Origin of the sequence: Nocardia sp. NBC_00416 (assembly GCF_036032445.1) — a bacterium.
Classification (GTDB): Bacteria; Actinomycetota; Actinomycetes; order Mycobacteriales; family Mycobacteriaceae; genus Nocardia.
The window spans coordinates 7,301,722-7,318,392 of the sequence record NZ_CP107932.1; the positions used below are offsets into that span (position 1 = coordinate 7,301,722).

At 67.8% G+C, this 16,671-nt stretch carries 17 protein-coding genes and 1 pseudogene; 11 read left to right on the plus strand and 7 right to left on the minus strand.

From position 1 onward, the window contains the following. The first annotated feature begins 166 nt into the window (after positions 1–166). Positions 167–1,324, plus strand: coding sequence for a beta-ketoacyl synthase N-terminal-like domain-containing protein (locus tag OG804_RS31875; RefSeq protein ID WP_328392389.1), 1,158 nt, complete (start codon positions 167–169; stop codon positions 1,322–1,324). Positions 1,325–1,718: 394 nt separating this feature from the next. Next, positions 1,719–4,748 carry an excinuclease ABC subunit UvrA gene (uvrA, locus tag OG804_RS31880; protein WP_328392391.1) on the plus strand — a complete coding sequence of 1,010 codons (3,030 nt, stop codon included), beginning with the start codon at positions 1,719–1,721 and terminating at the stop codon, positions 4,746–4,748. A 166-nt stretch (positions 4,749–4,914) separates the two neighbouring features. On the opposite strand, the gene OG804_RS31885 is transcribed toward uvrA, so the two are convergent. Further along, on the minus strand, positions 4,915–5,256 hold the full coding sequence (locus OG804_RS31885) for a DUF1844 domain-containing protein (protein ID WP_328392393.1): 342 nt from the start codon (positions 5,254–5,256) through the stop codon (positions 4,915–4,917). Between the two features lie 30 nt (positions 5,257–5,286). Continuing rightward, positions 5,287–5,814 (minus strand): DinB family protein, encoded by a 528-nt coding sequence (locus tag OG804_RS31890; RefSeq protein WP_328392395.1) that lies wholly within the window; start codon positions 5,812–5,814, stop codon positions 5,287–5,289. A 350-nt stretch (positions 5,815–6,164) separates the two neighbouring features. On the opposite strand from OG804_RS31890, the gene infC reads away from it, so the two are divergent. From infC to OG804_RS31915, 5 genes are all read left to right on the plus strand, one after another. Beyond that, on the plus strand, positions 6,165–6,791 hold the full coding sequence (gene infC / locus OG804_RS31895; RefSeq protein ID WP_328392397.1) for a translation initiation factor IF-3: 627 nt from the start codon (positions 6,165–6,167) through the stop codon (positions 6,789–6,791). A gap of 142 nt (positions 6,792–6,933) precedes the next feature. After that, on the plus strand, positions 6,934–7,128 hold the full coding sequence (rpmI, locus tag OG804_RS31900) for a 50S ribosomal protein L35 (RefSeq protein ID WP_328392399.1): 195 nt from the start codon (positions 6,934–6,936) through the stop codon (positions 7,126–7,128). Between the two features lie 113 nt (positions 7,129–7,241). Beyond that, positions 7,242–7,622 (plus strand): 50S ribosomal protein L20, encoded by a 381-nt coding sequence (rplT, locus tag OG804_RS31905; protein ID WP_058856755.1) that lies wholly within the window; start codon positions 7,242–7,244, stop codon positions 7,620–7,622. Between the two features lie 298 nt (positions 7,623–7,920). Then, the gene (locus OG804_RS31910) at positions 7,921–8,268 is read left to right on the plus strand and encodes a rhodanese-like domain-containing protein (RefSeq protein ID WP_328392401.1); all 348 of its coding nucleotides are present in this window, start codon (positions 7,921–7,923) and stop codon (positions 8,266–8,268) included. Positions 8,269–8,383: 115 nt separating this feature from the next. Then, positions 8,384–9,220: an SAM-dependent methyltransferase gene (locus OG804_RS31915; RefSeq protein ID WP_328392403.1), complete on the plus strand. Its 837-nt coding sequence runs from the start codon at positions 8,384–8,386 to the stop codon at positions 9,218–9,220. Positions 9,221–9,352: 132 nt separating this feature from the next. Here OG804_RS31915 and OG804_RS31920 read toward each other — a convergent pair whose 3' ends face one another. The 4 genes from OG804_RS31920 to OG804_RS31935 form a co-directional block, all read right to left on the minus strand. Next, a complete protein-coding gene (locus OG804_RS31920) occupies positions 9,353–9,799 on the minus strand; it encodes a MarR family winged helix-turn-helix transcriptional regulator (RefSeq protein WP_328392405.1) in 447 nt (148 codons plus the stop codon). A 147-nt stretch (positions 9,800–9,946) separates the two neighbouring features. Continuing rightward, positions 9,947–10,231, minus strand: a complete 285-nt coding sequence (locus tag OG804_RS31925) for a winged helix-turn-helix transcriptional regulator (protein WP_328392407.1) — start codon at positions 10,229–10,231, stop codon at positions 9,947–9,949. 65 nt (positions 10,232–10,296) lie between these two features. Continuing rightward, positions 10,297–10,683, minus strand: coding sequence for a hypothetical protein (locus tag OG804_RS31930; protein ID WP_328392409.1), 387 nt, complete (start codon positions 10,681–10,683; stop codon positions 10,297–10,299). A 189-nt stretch (positions 10,684–10,872) separates the two neighbouring features. Then, positions 10,873–11,124 (minus strand): hypothetical protein, encoded by a 252-nt coding sequence (locus OG804_RS31935; RefSeq protein WP_328392411.1) that lies wholly within the window; start codon positions 11,122–11,124, stop codon positions 10,873–10,875. A 352-nt stretch (positions 11,125–11,476) separates the two neighbouring features. Here OG804_RS31935 and OG804_RS31940 point away from each other — a divergent pair. Both OG804_RS31940 and OG804_RS31945 read left to right on the plus strand, forming a co-directional pair. Next, a pseudogene (locus tag OG804_RS31940) lies at positions 11,477–11,911 on the plus strand (carboxymuconolactone decarboxylase family protein); the annotation flags it as partial. A gap of 367 nt (positions 11,912–12,278) precedes the next feature. Continuing rightward, a complete protein-coding gene (locus OG804_RS31945; RefSeq protein WP_328398895.1) occupies positions 12,279–13,085 on the plus strand; it encodes a TrmH family RNA methyltransferase in 807 nt (268 codons plus the stop codon). Positions 13,086–13,095: 10 nt separating this feature from the next. Here OG804_RS31945 and OG804_RS31950 read toward each other — a convergent pair whose 3' ends face one another. Next, positions 13,096–13,638 (minus strand): TetR/AcrR family transcriptional regulator, encoded by a 543-nt coding sequence (locus OG804_RS31950; RefSeq protein WP_328392413.1) that lies wholly within the window; start codon positions 13,636–13,638, stop codon positions 13,096–13,098. Between the two features lie 236 nt (positions 13,639–13,874). Here OG804_RS31950 and OG804_RS31955 point away from each other — a divergent pair, with 236 nt between their 5' ends. Both OG804_RS31955 and OG804_RS31960 read left to right on the plus strand, forming a co-directional pair. Continuing rightward, entirely contained in the window at positions 13,875–15,077 is a 1,203-nt protein-coding gene (locus OG804_RS31955; RefSeq protein ID WP_328392414.1) for an IS110 family transposase, read from the plus strand. A gap of 116 nt (positions 15,078–15,193) precedes the next feature. Continuing rightward, positions 15,194–16,642 (plus strand): MFS transporter, encoded by a 1,449-nt coding sequence (locus OG804_RS31960; protein ID WP_328392416.1) that lies wholly within the window; start codon positions 15,194–15,196, stop codon positions 16,640–16,642. Positions 16,643–16,671 lie beyond the last annotated feature (29 nt).

A 16,671-nucleotide genomic window follows, 5' to 3' on the forward strand; every position in this document is an offset into this window, starting at 1 on the left:
CGGACATTCAAACACGGCGCTACGCCCGGATCCACACGCATAAAATTCTTACTTGTGGACGTGATCTCTCCAATGATCACGCCACAACGTGTTTCCCGACGGTGCCGAACGGCCGGGGACCGGCGAGGGAGATGTCATGACGGGCACCGGACTCAGATTCGATCTTATGTCGATTACCGGGATCGGTGCCGTGACCGGGTACGGATGGGGCCGGGAGACATTCTGGGCCGGCGTGCTGAGCGGGAGATCCGCGGCGCGGTTCGAACCCGGTTACGGACTCGATCCGGCTACCGGGGGGTGGGCGGCGCTGGTCCCCGACGGCGGCGATCCGGAGATCGGCGGCACCCGTTACGGCCGCGCGGTGTTCGCGGCGGTCGACGAGGCGGTGACGGATGCCCGGAGCCGCGGCTGGGTGCCCGGACGACGGGTCGGGCTGGTGCACGCGGCCGTACTGGGCGATGTACGGCACTGGGGGGACTTCGCCGGGCCGGCCGGGCCCGGGTTCCGGGGCCGGGACTTCCTGCGGCTGCTGCCGTCCACGCCGATCTCGGTGGTCACCCAGGCCTTCGGTTTCACCGGTCCGGTGATGGGGGTGTCGGCGGCGTGCAGTTCGTCGAATGTGGCGATGCTGCAGGCGAGGCTGTGGTTCGCGGCCGGACTGGTGGACGATGTGGTGTGTATCGCCTCGGACCTGCCGGCCACACCGGACCTGGTCCGGCACTTCGCGAAGCTCGGCGCCGCCGTCGTCGACGTCGAATCACTACAGGGGTGCCGGCCGTTCCAGGAGGGCAGCCGGGGGTTCAGTGTGGGGGAGGCGGCGGTGGGGTTCGTCCTCACTCGCCGGGCGGATCGTGCCTACGCGACGGTGCTCGGCGGGGCGATGAACAGTGAGGCCCATCACGTGGTTTCGGTGGAGCCGAGCCACGACCGGATCGTGGACTGCGCCCGGATGGCGCTGGCCGATGCCGGGGTCGGCCCCGGCCAGATCGACTTCTTCAACGCGCACGGCACCGGGACAGCCCAATGCGACCGGGCCGAACGTGACCTGCTGACCAGGGTGTTCGCCGATCGGCCCGCGGTGTATTCGATGAAACCGCTGGTCGGGCACTGCCAGGCGGCCTCGGGTGCGGTGGAGATCGCGGCCGCGGCCCTGGGCTACGAGCGGGGGGTGATCCCGGCTCCGCCCGCCGTCGCTCCCGCCCATCCCCGGCTGCTGGACGGCCCGTCGCGTGCGGGGTCCGGCCTCACCGCCAAACTGTCGCTCGGGATGGGCGGCAACAACTCGATGGTTGTCCTGGGGCCGGGCTCACTCTCGCGAGCCTGAGCGGTGGGTGGCCCCCGCGCCCACCGCCTGAGAGGTGTGGTGGGTGCCACGCCGCCCGGATATGCGCCGTTGACCTACTCTGGAGAAGTGCGGCCGTCCCGGCCCGCCCCCGCCGTGGGTCTTCGGCGGTCGCTCCGAGGGACCGCCGCAGTGCCCGGTCGGGAGGGGTGCGGCGGCCGGGTCGCGCACCGTAGTCCACTCGGTACCGGCCGTTCGGCGAAACTTGTCGGTGGTCGGTTCTACCATCACCGCGGGCTCGCTCTGCGGCCCGAGTCGAACACGTCGACCGGGCGAATCGGGCCGTCCTCCGCGCTGACGCGTGTCACGGTGCGACGGTGACACAGATCGCGGCGGCAGCATCGACGACGAACGAAAACGAGAAGGGACCGACCTGGTGGCGGAACGCCTGACTGTGCGCGGAGCTCGGGAGCACAACCTCAAGGGGGTCGATCTCGATCTGCCCCGCGACAGTCTCATCGTCTTCACCGGTTTGTCCGGTTCGGGAAAGTCCAGCCTGGCGTTCGACACGATCTTCGCCGAGGGGCAGCGCCGGTACGTGGAGTCCCTGTCCGCCTACGCCCGGCAGTTCCTCGGCCAGATGGACAAACCCGATGTGGATTTCATCGAGGGACTCTCACCGGCTGTCTCGATCGACCAGAAATCCACCAACCGCAATCCCCGCTCGACCGTCGGCACGATCACCGAAGTACACGACTACCTGCGGCTGCTGTACGCCCGCGCCGGTGTACCGCACTGCCCGGTGTGCTCGGAGCTCATCGCCAAACAGTCTCCGCAGCAGATCGTCGACCAGGTACTCGCCATGGAGCCGGGCGTCCGATTCCAAGTACTGGCGCCGGTGGTGCGCACCCGCAAAGGTGAGTTCGTCGACCTCTTCGACCAGCTCAACGCCCAGGGCTATGCCCGGGTCCGGGTGGACGGTGTCGTGTATCCGCTCACCGATCCGCCCAAGCTCAAGAAACAGGAAAAACACGATGTCGAGGTGGTGGTGGACCGCCTCGCCGTCAAATCCACCGCGAAGCAGCGGTTGACCGATTCGGTCGAAACCGCGCTGCGGCTCGCCGACGGAATCGTTGTGCTCGATTTCGTGGACCGTGACGAGCACGCCCATGATCGGGAACGCCGTTTCTCCGAGAAGCTGGCCTGCCCCAACGGGCATCCCCTGGATATCGAGGACCTGGAGCCGCGCTCGTTCTCGTTCAACTCGCCCTACGGCGCCTGCCCGGACTGTACCGGTCTCGGCGTCCGCAAAGAGGTCGACGTCGAACTCGTGGTGCCCGATCCCGAGCTGAGCCTCGCCGACGGGGCCATCGCGCCGTGGTCGCGCGGCCAGAGCGCCGAATACTTCCTGCGGTTGCTGTCCGGCTTGGCGCAGTCGCAGGGATTCGACCTGGACACGCCGTGGCGGGAGCTGCCGCCCCGGGCCCGCAAAGCGGTGCTCGAGGGCAGCTCGGACCAGGTGCACATCGTGTACACCAACCGCTACGGCCGTCGGCGCTCCTACTACGCCGATTTCGAAGGGGTCATGCCGTTCCTGCAGCGACGGCTCGACTCCACCGAGTCCGAGCAGATGAAGGAGCACTACGAGGGCTATATGCGCGACGTCCCGTGCCCGGTGTGCAACGGGGCGCGGCTGCGTCCGGCGATTCTGGCGGTCACTCTCGCGGCGGAGTCGGAGCGGAAATCGATCGCCGAGGTCAGCGAACTCTCCATCCGCGAATGCTCGGAGTTCCTCAACGCGTTGACGCTGGGGGAGCGGCAGGCCGCGATCGCCGGGCAGGTGCTCAAGGAGGTCCAGGCGCGGCTGGGGTTCCTGCTCGATGTGGGTCTGGACTATCTGACCCTGTCCCGGGCGGCGGCCACGCTCTCCGGCGGCGAGGCGCAGCGAATCCGATTGGCCACCCAGATCGGTTCGGGGCTGGTCGGGGTCCTGTACGTACTGGACGAGCCGTCGATCGGCCTGCACCAGCGCGACAACCGTCGCCTGATCGAAACCCTGACCCGGCTCAAGAACCTGGGCAATACCCTGATCGTCGTCGAACACGACGAGGACACCATCCGCGCCTCGGACTGGGTGGTCGATATCGGCCCCTTCGCGGGCGAGCACGGCGGTGAGGTCGTGCACAGCGGGACCTACGCGGATCTGCTGACCGATGAGAAATCGCTGACCGGCGCCTATCTCTCGGGCCGGGAACGGATCGAGATCCCGCTGGTGCGGCGGCCGGTGAACAAGAAGCGCCGGGTGGCCGTGGTCGGGGCGACGGAGAACAATCTGCGGGGCATCGATGTGGCGTTCCCGCTGGGCGTGCTCACCGCCGTCACCGGCGTATCCGGGTCCGGGAAGTCGACCCTGGTCAACGACATCCTGGCGACCGTCATGGCCAACAAGCTCAACGGCGCGCGCCAGGTGCCGGGCCGGCACACCCGGGTCAACGGACTCGATCAGCTGGACAAGCTGGTGCGGGTCGACCAGTCGCCGATCGGCCGCACGCCGCGGTCCAATCCGGCCACCTATACCGGGGTGTTCGACAAGATCCGCAGCCTGTTCGCCTCCACCACCGAGGCCAAGGTGCGTGGATATCAACCCGGCCGGTTCTCGTTCAATGTGAAAGGCGGCCGCTGCGAGGCGTGTTCGGGCGACGGCACACTCAAGATCGAGATGAACTTCCTGCCGGATGTGTACGTACCGTGCGAGGTCTGCCACGGGGCGCGCTACAACCGGGAAACGCTGGAGGTGCACTACAAGGGCAAAACCATCGCCGAAGTCCTCGATATGCCGATCGAGGAGGCCGCCGAATTCTTCCAACCGGTGACCTCCATCCACCGCTATCTGGCGACTCTGGTCGATGTCGGGCTCGGCTACGTACGGCTGGGGCAGAGCGCCACCACGCTGTCCGGCGGTGAGGCGCAACGCGTGAAACTGGCCGCCGAACTGCAGAAACGCTCCAACGGCCGGACGGTCTACATACTCGACGAACCCACCACCGGCCTGCATTTCGAGGACATCCGCAAACTCCTCGCGGTGATCAACGGCCTGGTGGACAAGGGCAATTCGGTGATCGTCATCGAACACAACCTGGACGTGATCAAGACCGCGGACTGGGTCATCGATATGGGTCCCGAGGGTGGTTCCGGCGGCGGCACCGTGGTCGGGGAGGGCACACCCGAGGACCTCGCCGCGATCCCGGCCAGCTACACCGGCCAGTTCCTGAAGGAAATCCTGGAACAGCCGGTCGCGGAGACGAACTCCCCGAAGCGGAAGTCCGGGCCGGCACGCAAGACCGCGGCGCCGGCGAAGAAGGCGGCGAAAGCCGCCGCTGCAAGCGAACCGGGCGAGAAGGCCGCGAAGTCTCCGGATGCCCAGAAGGCGAAACGGCTGGCCCGTAAGGCGGCCGCGCTGCGCTGACCCGGGCCCCGGCCCGGCGGTCGGGGCCGGTTACGGACGAGCACTCCGACACGGACCGTGTCCGCTACCGATCCGCGGTAACGGGCACAGTCCGCGCCGGAGCGCGTCGAGAATCAGGATCGCCGGGATCGCCGGGAATCGTAGGTCCCCTACAGCGGGTAAGCGGTCAGTGGACGGGGCCCGTGTACTTCTCACCGGGCCCGGTTCCGGGTGCGTCGGGTACCGCCGAACTCTCCCGGAACGCCCTCTGCAATGACTGGAGGCCCTCGCGCAGCGGCCCGGCGTGCGGTCCGAGATATTCCACCGACGCGGTGATCAGCCCGGCCAGCGCGGTGATGACCCGCCTGGCCTCATCCATATCCCGCTGCGGACTGTTGTCCGGGTCGGCGTCGCCGAGCCCGAGTTTCTCCGCGGCGGAACTCATCAGCATCACGGCGGCGCGGCTGATCACCTCCACCGCGGGGATATCGGCCAGTTCGCGCACGTCGGCTTCGGGCTGTTCGGTCATGACCTCAGGTTAGAGAACCGGCCGCCCTCGTCACCGACCCGGTCCGGCGGCGCGCAGCATCCGCAACTGGCCGATCTCGGTCGCGTTCTTCATCAGCTCGGCATTGACCCAGGCCGCCAGGTGCGCGACCGTCAGCCCGGCCTCGACCGGCCAGGGGTAGGACGCGGCGGCGTCCAGATCCGGGTCGGTGGCGCGATCGAGCACCGCGAGCCATTGCTCGCGCAGCGCGCTCAGCCAGGTCAGGGCGGCGGCGGTAGCGCCCGGCCAGTGCACCTCGGTGCGTGCGGGGATCGTCCGGCCTTCGGCATGGGCGATCGCCGAACTCCACCACCAGCCGATATGCCAGGTGAGCCAGGCGACCGTCGGGACCGGCACGGGATCGGGTTCGGTCTCCGCGAAGTCCGGCCGCCATCGCCCGTCGGGGCCGCGACGCACCGTCCAGGTCACTGCCGCGGGCGCCCAGTGCGTATCGTCGTCGGTCAGGGCCTGGAAATGCAGCGCGGCCAGCGACCAGACCAGGTCGAATTGCCAGCGCAGCAGGTCACGTCGGTCGCTCACGGGCGTCGAGCCTGGCAGGCGGTCCCGCCCCCGGCAACTGATTTACGAGCCGGGCGCCGGAGCTCGATTCGGAGATCCGAACAGCAGCTGTTAGAATTTCGAGCGACGACCGCCCCGGTCCTGTCCGGGGCAGACAAGTGGAGCCCGACTCCCACCGTTGCCGGCGAGTGATCGCCTGGTCAGACGGTCCGGTCACCCATCCAGGTGGTGGGTTGTACGATCCCGCTCAGCCGGGATCGCGGTGCAGGCCCATGGCCTGCACGGACCGGTCGACATCGGGCCTCGTCGCGGCGAAATACCGCAACGGGGCCTTCGTGTTGAACAAGGGGTTCATTTCGAGCGGTCGTCGGATGACACCGCTAGACCTAGGAGGCCCCATCAGCACTGAGACCCGCATCAACGATCGCATCCGTGTTCCCGAGGTCCGGCTCATCGGACCCGGCGGTGAACAGGTTGGGATCGTGCGTGTTGAAGATGCACTACGCGTCGCCCTGGAGGCAGACCTCGACCTCGTAGAGGTCGCGCCGGACGCACGTCCGCCGGTCTGCAAGATCATGGACTACGGCAAGTTCAAGTACGAGACCGCGCAGAAAGCGCGCGAGTCCCGGAAGAACCAGGTCCAGACCGTGATCAAGGAACAGAAGCTGCGGCCCAAGATCGACGATCACGACTACGAGACCAAGAAACGCAATGTGGTGCGGTTCCTGGAGGCGGGGTCGAAGGTCAAGGTCACCATCATGTTCCGGGGGCGCGAACAGTCCCGGCCCGAACTCGGGTTCCGGCTGCTCCAGCGGCTGGCCTCCGATGTGGCGGATTTGGGTTTCGTCGAGACCTCGGCCAAGCAGGACGGCCGCAACATGACGATGGTCCTCGCCCCGCACAAGGGTGCGAAGACGCGGGCCAAGGCCGCGCAGGATTCGGCAGCCCGGCCGCAGCCCGGCGCGGCTCCGAATGCCGGTCGGCCGGTCGCGCAATAACAACGGCGTAGCCGTGAACACTGCGGCATCACGCCGCAACCACCGCGGCGTACGCCGCAGCGATATTGCGTCGAGCCCGCAATAACGCTGATCAGTACACCTGGTCCGCCCCTGCGCGGGCACGACACAGATTGAGGTTGCCATGCCGAAGATGAAGAGCCATAGCGGCGCTTCGAAGCGTTTCAAGGTGACCGGTAAGGGCAAGCTGCGCCGTCAGCAGGCCAACCGCCGGCACCTGCTCGAGCACAAGTCCAGCCGCCGGACTCGTCGTCTGGACGGCACGGAGGCCGTCGCCCCGTCCGACGTCCGTCGTGTGAAGAAGCTGCTGGGTATCTGATTCCCTTCCCGGGGATCGATACCGTCCGGTACCGCATACGCGACCGGACGCCGAAGAACCGACCCACTCGGGTGCGCTCACCAGGCACCCCCAAGATCGAACAGGACTGACCAGTGGCACGCGTCAAGAGGGCCGTCAACGCTCAGAAGAAGCGCCGTTCCATCCTCGAGGCCTCCAAGGGCTATCGCGGGCAGCGCTCGCGGCTGTACCGCAAGGCCAAGGAACAGCAGCTGCACTCGCTCACCTACGCCTACCGGGACCGCCGGGCCCGCAAGGGTGACTTCCGCAAGCTGTGGATCGCCCGGATCAATGCCGCGGCTCGCGCCAACGACATCACCTACAACCGCTTCGTGCAGGGCCTGAAGGCCGCCGGTGTGGAGGTCGATCGTAAGAACCTCGCCGAGCTGGCCGTCTCCGATCCGCAGGCGTTCGCCGGCCTGGTCGCCGTCGCCAAGGCCGCGCTGCCGGAGGACGTCAACGCCCCGGCTGCCTGAGTCGGATACCGGCTCCCGGGCGATCCGTCCGGTCCGCTGTGCAGAAGGCCCCCTCCTTCGGGAGGGGGCTTTCGTGCGTTCCGGACCGGGCACGGATCGGCGTATTTCGGTCGCTTACCCGGCGTCCCCGGTGTCGGGGTCCCGGCCCCGCAGGGTCGGTGCCCACCGGTCTGTACCGATATCGAGCCGAAGCTCCGGTGAGGATCGAGTGAAGCTTCAGTTAGGCTGAAGCTATCGAGGCTGCGCGAGTCGTGAACAGCTCGAACCGACTATCGGCCGACGAAGTGAGGGCATATCCATGAGCATCCGCCACTACCTCTATCGCGCACCCTCGGTTTCAGCGCCGGAGGCGATCGACGCCGTTCGCGACGGTGCGCTGATCGTGGATGTGCGCCGGCACTTCGAATGGAACCGCACCCGCATTCCCGGCGCTGTCCACCTCCCGCTCGAACAGCTGGCGGCGGGCTGCGAAGAACTGCCGGATGATCGGCTCCTGATCACTTTCTGCACCGGCGGCCTGCGCTCCTACGGCGCCGCCAATCTACTCATCGATCACGGCTTCGAGGCCAGGAACATGTCGGGCGGACTGGTCGACTGGCGCGCCGCCGGTGGGGTGTTGGAAGCGGGCCGGCAAGAAGGCCGCTGACCTCTCCCTGTCGGACGGGCGCCGAGCGCCTGCGTCGCGGCGAGGAGTCGGCGATCACCCCGGCTGTCGCGTGGTTAACTCGTCGCAGGGGTTTGTGCTGAGTGAGGAGTGGATCGTGGTGGACCGCAACGGATCGGTAGATCTCAAACAGGACCGAGCCCACAGTGCCCGCATCTACGACTACTTCCTGGGCGGTAAGGACAACTATCCGGCTGATCGGGAGGCGGCGGCGCAGATCGAGCTGGCCATTCCCTCGGTTCGGGCCGTGGCCAGGGGAAACCGTGCGTTCATGGCGCGTGCGGTGCGCCACCTGAGCGGATCGGGCGTCCGGCAGTTCCTCGATATCGGCACCGGTATCCCGACCGAACCGAATCTGCATCAGGTCGCGCAGGAATCCGCGCCCGACGCGCGGGTCGTCTACGTGGACAACGATCCGATCGTGCTCGCGCACGCACGAGCGCTACTGGTCGGAACGCCGGAGGGCGTAACACAATACGTGCAGGCCGATGTCACCGAACCGGATCGGATCCTGGCCGATCCCGCGGTCCGGGACACCCTGGATTTCGGAAATCCGGTCGCGCTGAGCCTCATCGCGCTGTGCCATTTCGTGCCCGGTGACCGGATCTACGAGATCATCGACACATTGCTGGCGCCGTTGGCATCCGGTTCGTTCCTGGTGATGACACACCTGACCACTGATTTCGACCCGGTGATGGTGGAGGGCACGGTGCAGGCGTATCGGCAGAGCGGTATCGAGATGGAAGCCCGTACCCGCGAGGGAGTTTCGCGTTTCTTCCATGGGATGGATGTGCTCGAGCCCGGAATCGTCGCCATCGACAGCTGGTATCCCGAGGGAGCCGAAGCGCCGCCGGCCCCCAACGTCACGCAGTTGGACACCGGCGCGCCGAAGCCGCCCGCGGCGGGATATGCGGCTGTGGGGCGCAAGCGCTAGCCGAGCGAGGCCGGTCTGGTTACGCCCGGGCGTGACGGCAGCGCGCGAGAGCGGCGGCTGCTCCCACGAATTCCCATCGGTCGTTGCACAGCTCGGTCCGTGCCACGTGGCCGGCGTAATGCACCTATCGGGTCATCGACTCGAATCTTCCTGCGGGGGAGTGGTGTGCGCGAGGGCGCGTTCCAGCAGGTCGCCTGTCTTCCGGATATCGGTGTCCGCGATCTCGTCGAAGAAGCTCGCGGCGGCCTTCGCGAAGGCGGGAACCAGTGCGGGAGTGAGTCGGTGGCCGGCGTCGGTGAGTTCGAGAACCACTGCGCGCCGGTCGGCGGTCGCGCGGTGGCGCCGCAGGAGCCCCTTGGTTTCGAGGCGATCGACGAGTCTCGTCGTTCCCGCAGTGTCGGTCCCCAGCGCCGTGGCGAGCTGTTTCGGGCGAGTCTCGCCGTTGGCGAGGTTGACCAGCAGGGCGGCTTGCTGCGCTGTCACATCGTGCGGCGCGAGTTGCCGGTCGAGCAGTTTAGACAACCGGCGGGCGGAGTCGTGCAGCAGGGAGGCGGTCCGCAGAACGGTGGCATGTTCCATGCGAACAGGATAGATGTCTAGACAGTAATTGTCTCTACAGCTAAATCTGCGGCCCCGACGCCACTGTCCGTTTCCCTTCGGGTGGGCCGGAGACGTCGCGTGCATCGGGTGCTCCGGGTGTGGGCGGGTTTTCGGTGGGATCGGGCGCTACGGTCCGGTGCCGAGGTTCGTGGCCCACCCGTCGGCCCAGGCGGTGAGTGGCTGCAGATGGTCGATCAGTTGCCGCCCCGAATCGGTGAGGACGTAACCGGTGGCGGCGCGTGCGACGATTCGCGTCCCGCCCAGTTCGTGTAGTCGCCGGGTCAGCAGGCTGGACGACATGTCGTCGCAGCGGGCGCGCAGTTCGCGGAAGGTGAGGGGATCCGGCGCACGGTGGAGCTCCCAGAGGATGCGCAGCGCCCAGCGTCGGCCGACCAGGTCGAGCAGGGCCATGATCGGGCGCCCGGTAGTCGATCCGCGGACCGGCCTTCCGGGTTCTGGCACCGAGAGGTCGCGGCTCATGTGGATCGGATCGGGAGCGGTGACTGCTCCAGCAGCCGGCGCATCTCGCCGATCGCCGCGCGTAGTGCGGCGTAGGGCCGTAGGAACAGCGTGATGTGGGTCAACTGGCCGGTCGCGTCGTATTCCTCGTGCAGCACTCCGTTCAGTTCGTCGTCTCCGATCCGGGCCCTGAATCGGGAGAGCGTGTCGCGCTCGTCGCCCCATCGGCCGGTGCGGGCGGGTTCTTCGAGGACCTCGGCGATCAGTCCGATGATGTGCAGGGCGGCCGCGTGCCCGCGATAGTCGGTTGCGGGGCTCGAGAACACCACATCGTGGGTGACGGTCGCGGCCAGCGCCCGAATGTTCCCGGACTGCCATGCGGTCAGAGTCGGAGACGTCATCATGCCTCTAATATAGAGGCATGATGCCTGCCGTGTGAGCCGGTTGGGATCGGCGGCGGAGCGACCGTGGTGGCGTTCGCCAGCACCGGCAGCAAACTCGAGGTCGCCGAACGGAACGGCGCCGACTACACGATCAACACTCGCGGGAAGTCGGCCGATCAGGTGCGGACCGTTCTGGATAGCCTGACCGGTTCAGCGGTGCAGGGCGGTCTCCTGGTGCACGCGGGAGAGTTTGGCGGGGTTGCGCACGGCGTAGAGCCCGGTGACGAGTCCGTCGTCGATGCGCATCGCCACGATGGTGTCGATCGCGCCGTCGACCCGGACGATCAGCGCCGGGTGACCGTTGATCTCTGCCGGTCGCAGCGACGCCGCGCCCGCGATCCTGCTCAGTACGGCCGCCACCGGGTCCGCCCCCACGACCGGCGACAGTGCCGCCCGCACCACTCCGCCCCCGTCGGTCAGCAGGACGACATCGGGTGCGAGGACGTCGAGCAGGTCCCGCAGATCACCGGTGTCGACCGCTCGCCGGAACGCTTCGAAGGCGTCGCGGGTCTGGGGCCTCGGTAGCGCGGTCGGCGCGGCTGTCTTCCGCGGTGCGGGGGGCGGGCGTGGTCTGTTGGGTGGCGGTCATGGGACTTTCCGTTCGCTCGGCGGTGTCATCCACCAGACGCCGGACCCTGCCGTTTTGTCACACCACTTCAGCAGTGATGCACATCACGTGAACGCGTTGTTATCGGGATCCGGCGGCCTTCGTCTCATGGTCGTTCGATCCAGCACCACGAATGAGGAGTACACGATGGAACCCCGTTTCGACCTGACCGGTAACGAGCTCGGCGCCAAGATCGGCAAGAGGTTCGCGAACACCAGCCTGCTGATCCTGCAATCGACCTTGCCGAAGTCCACGATGGAACTGGTGGAACTGCGCGCCAGTCAGATCAACGGCTGCGGCTTCTGCGTCGACGCGCACGCGAAAGAGCTGGCGGCCGCGGGAGAACCCGCCGTCCGGATCAACCTTGCGGCGACCTGGCGTGAGTCCACTGTCTTCACCGAGGCCGAGCGGGTCGCACTCGCATTCGCCGAGGAGGGCACCCGGCTTGCCGACGCCCACACGGGTGTGTCCGATGCGACGTGGGCCGGGGTCCGCGAGCACTACGACGACGATCAGATCGCCGCGCTGGTCTATCTGGTCGCCATGATCAACGCGGCGAACCGGCTCGGCGTGATCGTGAGGCGAATCGTTCTGAATGTCTTTGCTACGGTGTCGGTTTCGCTGGTGATCGGTTTCCAGCCGATGATCGCGGCCGCCGCCCCGGCCGGAATCCCGGTCGAGCCCGCCGCGCCGACGACCCGAATCGAAACGACGACAGCACCTTTCGACCCGATCTGCCCGCTCTGCTTCCTGCGCGAATTCCTGGAGAGCAATTCCTAGCCGTGGGCGGCTCTCACTTCGGGGCGTCCGGTGAGATGTGCGGCAGCGCGGGCGCTGGACTTCGGTGAGGTCGTCGGTGTCGTTGGCCGGCGGCCGACCGGGTCCCGTCTCCGCGAGTGCTGAGACAGGCGCGCTCTAGGATCGCCTGGTGCGTGACCCACGAGAACCGATGGACTGGCGGAATGCGCGGGTGGTTTCCGCGGTGAAGCTGCACCGGAGTGCGGCGCGGAAGAAGGCGGGCAGGTTCCTCGCCGAGGGCGCCAACTCCGTCGGCGCCGCACTGGAGACCGGCCGGGTTCGCGAACTCTTCTACTCCGTCGAAGGCGCTACCCGTGAGCATGCGTTGATCGCGGGCGCGGAGGCCGGCGGCGTGCGGACCACGCTCGTCTCCGATCGGGCCGCGCAGGCGCTGGGGGAGACGGTGACGCCGCCCGGTTTGGTGGCGGTGTGCGATCTGGTCGATATGCCGTTGGACCGGGTGGTGCCGGCGGAGCCGGGCGGGGAGGGTCCGCGAATGCTCGCGGTCCCCGTCGGTATCGCCGACCCCGGGAACGCGGGCACGCTCATTCGCGTGGCCGATGCCGTGGGCGTGGACGCCGTCGTCCTCGCCGGTGACAGTGTGGATCCGCACAACGGCAAATGCGTGCGCGCCTGCGCGGGCAGTCTGTTCCACGTCCCGGTCGTGCGGGAGCGCGACACCGCCGCGGTTCTGGACCGGCTGGAATCCGCGGCGATCGCCACGGTCGCGACCGCCGCCGACGGTGAGATCGACCTGGACGACGCCGACGAGTTGTTCACCGGGCCGGTCGCCTGGCTGTTCGGAAACGAGGCCCACGGCCTCGATCCGGAGGTGGCGCGCCGGGCCCGGCATCGGATCCGTATCCCGATCCGGGGGCGGGCCGAAAGCCTCAATCTGGCTTCGGCGGCGGCGATCTGCCTCTACGCGAACTCGCGCGTCCGGTTCGGCCGCGACTGATCCGGTGCGGTCAGGTCCCGTTTTCGATCAGGTCCGTGAACAGTTCATCCGCCCAGTCGGCGGGGACGGCGTCCGGTCCGGCGACCTGTAGCGCCGCCATGACCGTGAGCAGCATGCCCGTCGCCAGGAACCGCCGGCAGTCGGTGACCGAGGCGCCGGTCAGTTCGCGGATCAGGCGATAGATCCGGCCGTATCGTTCGCGGACGACCGGGCCGATCTCGGGATCGGCCGCGGCGGCGAAGGCGTGCAGGAGCACCTGGAGGAGTTCCCGGTTCGCCAGGAACCGGTCGTATGCCACGGACAGGGCGCTCATCGGGTCGTTCGTGTCCGCGCCGACGGCGGCCTCGGTGAAGAACTGCTCGATGCGATCGCAGACCTGGGCGACCGCGGCGAGGAAGAGTCGCTGTTTGGAGCCGAAGAGCCGGATGACGTACGGCTGGGAGACTCCGGCCCGGCGGGCGATCTCGTCGGTGCGGGTGGCGACGTAGCCGGACTCGGCGAAGGCGGATACCGCCGCCGTCAACACCTGTTCGCCCCGTTCTTCGGCGGTCATCCTGGTCCTGCTCGATTCCGGCATGGTTCTCCGTAAGTTGTTAGGCGGCCCGGGAGGGCCGGATGTGGCTGATGGTTCTCTGCCTTATGTGGCTTCAGAGGAGTGGCCGTCCGACCCTCCGGGGCGCCCTGACTGCTAATTGAGAATTGCGCGCCATGTGCGGTCGCTGATTACGGAGATGATGGCGGGGTGTTCCCTCGGGCCGGGACTGTCGTGTTCAGAACTCGGAGGAACGAATGAACCAACAGCGGCCCCGTGCGTGGGCTGGTGTCGATGCCGGCAAGGGCCACCATTGGGTGGCGGTGGTCGATGAGACCGGTGCGACCCTGTGGTCGAAGAAGATCATCAACGACGAGTCGGCGATCCTGACCGCGCTCGGCGAGATCTGCGGCCTGGCCGAAGAAGTCCACTGGGCGGTGGATATCTCGGGGTCTTCCTCGGCGTTGCTGCTGGCGTTGCTCGCCGCTCACGGCCATCAGGCCGTCTATGTGCCCGGCCGGACCGTCAACCGCATGTCGGGTGCCTACCGCGGTGAAGCAAAAACCGATGCCCGCGACGCCTACGTCATCGCTGAAACCGCTCGGCACCGCAACGACTTCACCGCGATCGAGGTGCCGGCCCAGCTCGCTGCCGACCTGGCGTTGCTGACTGCCTACCGCACCGACCTGGTGGCCGATCGGGTCCGGATGATCAACCGGCTGCGGGACGTGTTGACCAGCATTTTCCCCGCTCTGGAACGGGCTTTCGACTACAACAGCCACAAGGGCGCGCTGGTCTTGCTGACCGGCTATCAGACTCCGGCCGCGATCCGACGGCGCGGCCGGACCCGGCTCACGGCCTGGCTGGCCAACCGCAGTGTCCGCGCCGCGGACACCGTTGCCGACACCGCCGTGCAAGCGGCTCAGGCCCAGCACACCACACTGCCCGGCGAGGACGCCGCCGGGCAGATCGTCGCAGACCTGGCCAAGCAGATCCTCGCCCTGGACGACCGGCTCAAGCAGCTCGACAGCCAGATCCGTGAGATATTCCACGGTCATCCGCAAGCCGCGATCATCGAGTCCCTGCCGGGAATCGGGCCGATCCTGGGTGCGGAGCTGGTTGTCGCCGCCGGTGATCTGTCCAATTACACCGATGCCGGGCACCTGGCGTCGGCCGCCGGGCTGGTCCCGGTCCCCCGTGACTCGGGCCGGCGGACCGGCAATCTGCACCGGCCCAAACGGTACAGTCGCCGCTTGCGGCGGGTGTTCTACATGTCGGCCCAGACCAGCATCATCCGCGACGGACCCAACCGCGACTTCTACCTGAAGAAACGCGCCGAGGGATGCAAGCACGTCCAAGCCATCATCGCCCTGGCCCGCCGACGAGTCGGTGTCCTGTGGGCACTGCTGCGCGACAACCGCGAATTCACCCCCGTCCCACCGGTCGCGCTCGCAGCTTGACTTCCTCATTGAGACTCCTCTGCATCCCTGACGTCCTTGACGTCCTTGACATGTTATCAGTCAATGCATACCGTAAGAACGACTTAGTTATCAGTCGATTACAACAAGGACTGGACATGACCGAAATACTGAACCCGCCCGAGACGGTCTCGTCCCCGGCGCGGTCGGCCGCCGAGACCGTCTCTCGCATCACACCGCCTCGCCGTCCGCTGGCAGCCGTGCTCGCCGCGGTCGGAATCCCGATGTTCATGGTCACGCTCGACAATCTGGTGGTCACCAACGCGCTCCCGGTGATCCGCACCGAACTGAACGCCTCGCTCAGCGACCTGCAATGGTTCGTCAACGCCTACACCCTGTCCTTCGCCGCCCTGCTGCTCACGGCCTCCGCGCTGGGCGACCGGCTGGGGCGCCGCCGCGTCTTCGTGGCCGGAATCGCCCTGTTCACGGTCGCCTCGGCCGCCTGTGCGGTCGCGAACGACCCGGGGATGCTGGTCGCCGCCCGGGTGCTGCAGGGCTTCGGCGGCGCCGCGGTGATGCCGCTGTCGCTGACCCTGCTCTCCGACGCGGTCCCGGAACGGATGCGCAGCGCGGCCATCGGCATCTGGGGCGGTATCTCGGGTCTCGGGGTCGCGGTCGGTCCGCTACTCGGCGGAGCGGTCGTGGATGGGTTGAACTGGCACTGGATCTTCTGGATCAATGTGCCGATCGGGATCCTGGTGCTGCCCCTGGTGCTCTGGACCCTGCGCGACTCACGCGGCGGTGGCGGCCGGCTCGATCCGCTCGGGCTCGTTCTCAGCTCGGCCGGGGTGCTGGCGATCGTCTGGGGCGTGGTGCACGGCGCCGACGACGGCTGGACCTCGCCCGGTGTACTGACGGCCCTGCTCGGCGGTGTGATCCTGCTGGGCGGCCTCATCGCCTGGGAACATCGGGCCGCGGCCCCCATGCTGGCGCCCCGGTTGTTCCGGGTCCGCGCCTTCAGCGTCGCCAATGTGGTGGCCTTCGCCTTCTCCATCGGCGTTTTCGGGTCGATCTTCCTGCTCGCCCAGTTCTTCCAGGTCGTGCAGGGCTACACCCCCCTCGAATCCGGGATCCGCACCATGCCGTGGACCATGGCGCCGATGGTGGTGGCGCCCCTGGCGGGCCTGGTGATCGACCGGGTCGGGGCCCGGATCCTGCTCGTGACCGGGCAGGTGCTGCTGGCGGTGGCGCTGGGCTGGATGGCGGCGATCACCACGGTCGACATCGCCTACAGCACGTTCGTCCCGCCGCTGCTGCTCGCGGGGGTAGGGATGGGGCTGACCTTCGCGCCGCTGGCGACCGTGGTGATGGCGGCGGCGCCCGAAACGTATCGGTCGGTGGCCTCGGGGACGAACAACACCGTGCGGGAGGTCGGGGTGGCCATGGGCATCGCGGTCCTCGCCTCGGTGTTCGCCTCGTACGGCGCTTACACCGACCCGCAGAGCTACGTGGACGGACTGGTGCCGGCCGTATGGGTCGGCGCGGGAATCGTCGCGGTCGGGGCGGTGGCCGCGGCGCTGCTGCCCGGGCGGGTCCGGCACGGCTGAACCCGGAACGGATCGATCGGCGGCGCGCC

Coding starts and splice junctions, on each gene's coding strand:
- OG804_RS31875 (WP_328392389.1), top strand. CDS start 167: ATGTCGATTACCGGGATCGGTGCCGTGACCGGGTACGGATGGGGCCGG.
- OG804_RS31885 (WP_328392393.1), bottom strand. CDS start 5,256: ATGACCGAACAGCCCGAAGCCGACGTGCGCGAACTGGCCGATATCCCC.
- infC (WP_328392397.1), top strand. CDS start 6,165: ATGACACCGCTAGACCTAGGAGGCCCCATCAGCACTGAGACCCGCATC.
- rpmI (WP_328392399.1), top strand. CDS start 6,934: ATGCCGAAGATGAAGAGCCATAGCGGCGCTTCGAAGCGTTTCAAGGTG.
- OG804_RS31910 (WP_328392401.1), top strand. CDS start 7,921: ATGAGCATCCGCCACTACCTCTATCGCGCACCCTCGGTTTCAGCGCCG.
- OG804_RS31920 (WP_328392405.1), bottom strand. CDS start 9,799: ATGGAACATGCCACCGTTCTGCGGACCGCCTCCCTGCTGCACGACTCC.
- OG804_RS31925 (WP_328392407.1), bottom strand. CDS start 10,231: ATGGCCCTGCTCGACCTGGTCGGCCGACGCTGGGCGCTGCGCATCCTC.
- OG804_RS31930 (WP_328392409.1), bottom strand. CDS start 10,683: ATGATGACGTCTCCGACTCTGACCGCATGGCAGTCCGGGAACATTCGG.
- OG804_RS31945 (WP_328398895.1), top strand. CDS start 12,279: ATGGACTGGCGGAATGCGCGGGTGGTTTCCGCGGTGAAGCTGCACCGG.
- OG804_RS31950 (WP_328392413.1), bottom strand. CDS start 13,638: ATGACCGCCGAAGAACGGGGCGAACAGGTGTTGACGGCGGCGGTATCC.
- OG804_RS31955 (WP_328392414.1), top strand. CDS start 13,875: ATGAACCAACAGCGGCCCCGTGCGTGGGCTGGTGTCGATGCCGGCAAG.
- OG804_RS31960 (WP_328392416.1), top strand. CDS start 15,194: ATGACCGAAATACTGAACCCGCCCGAGACGGTCTCGTCCCCGGCGCGG.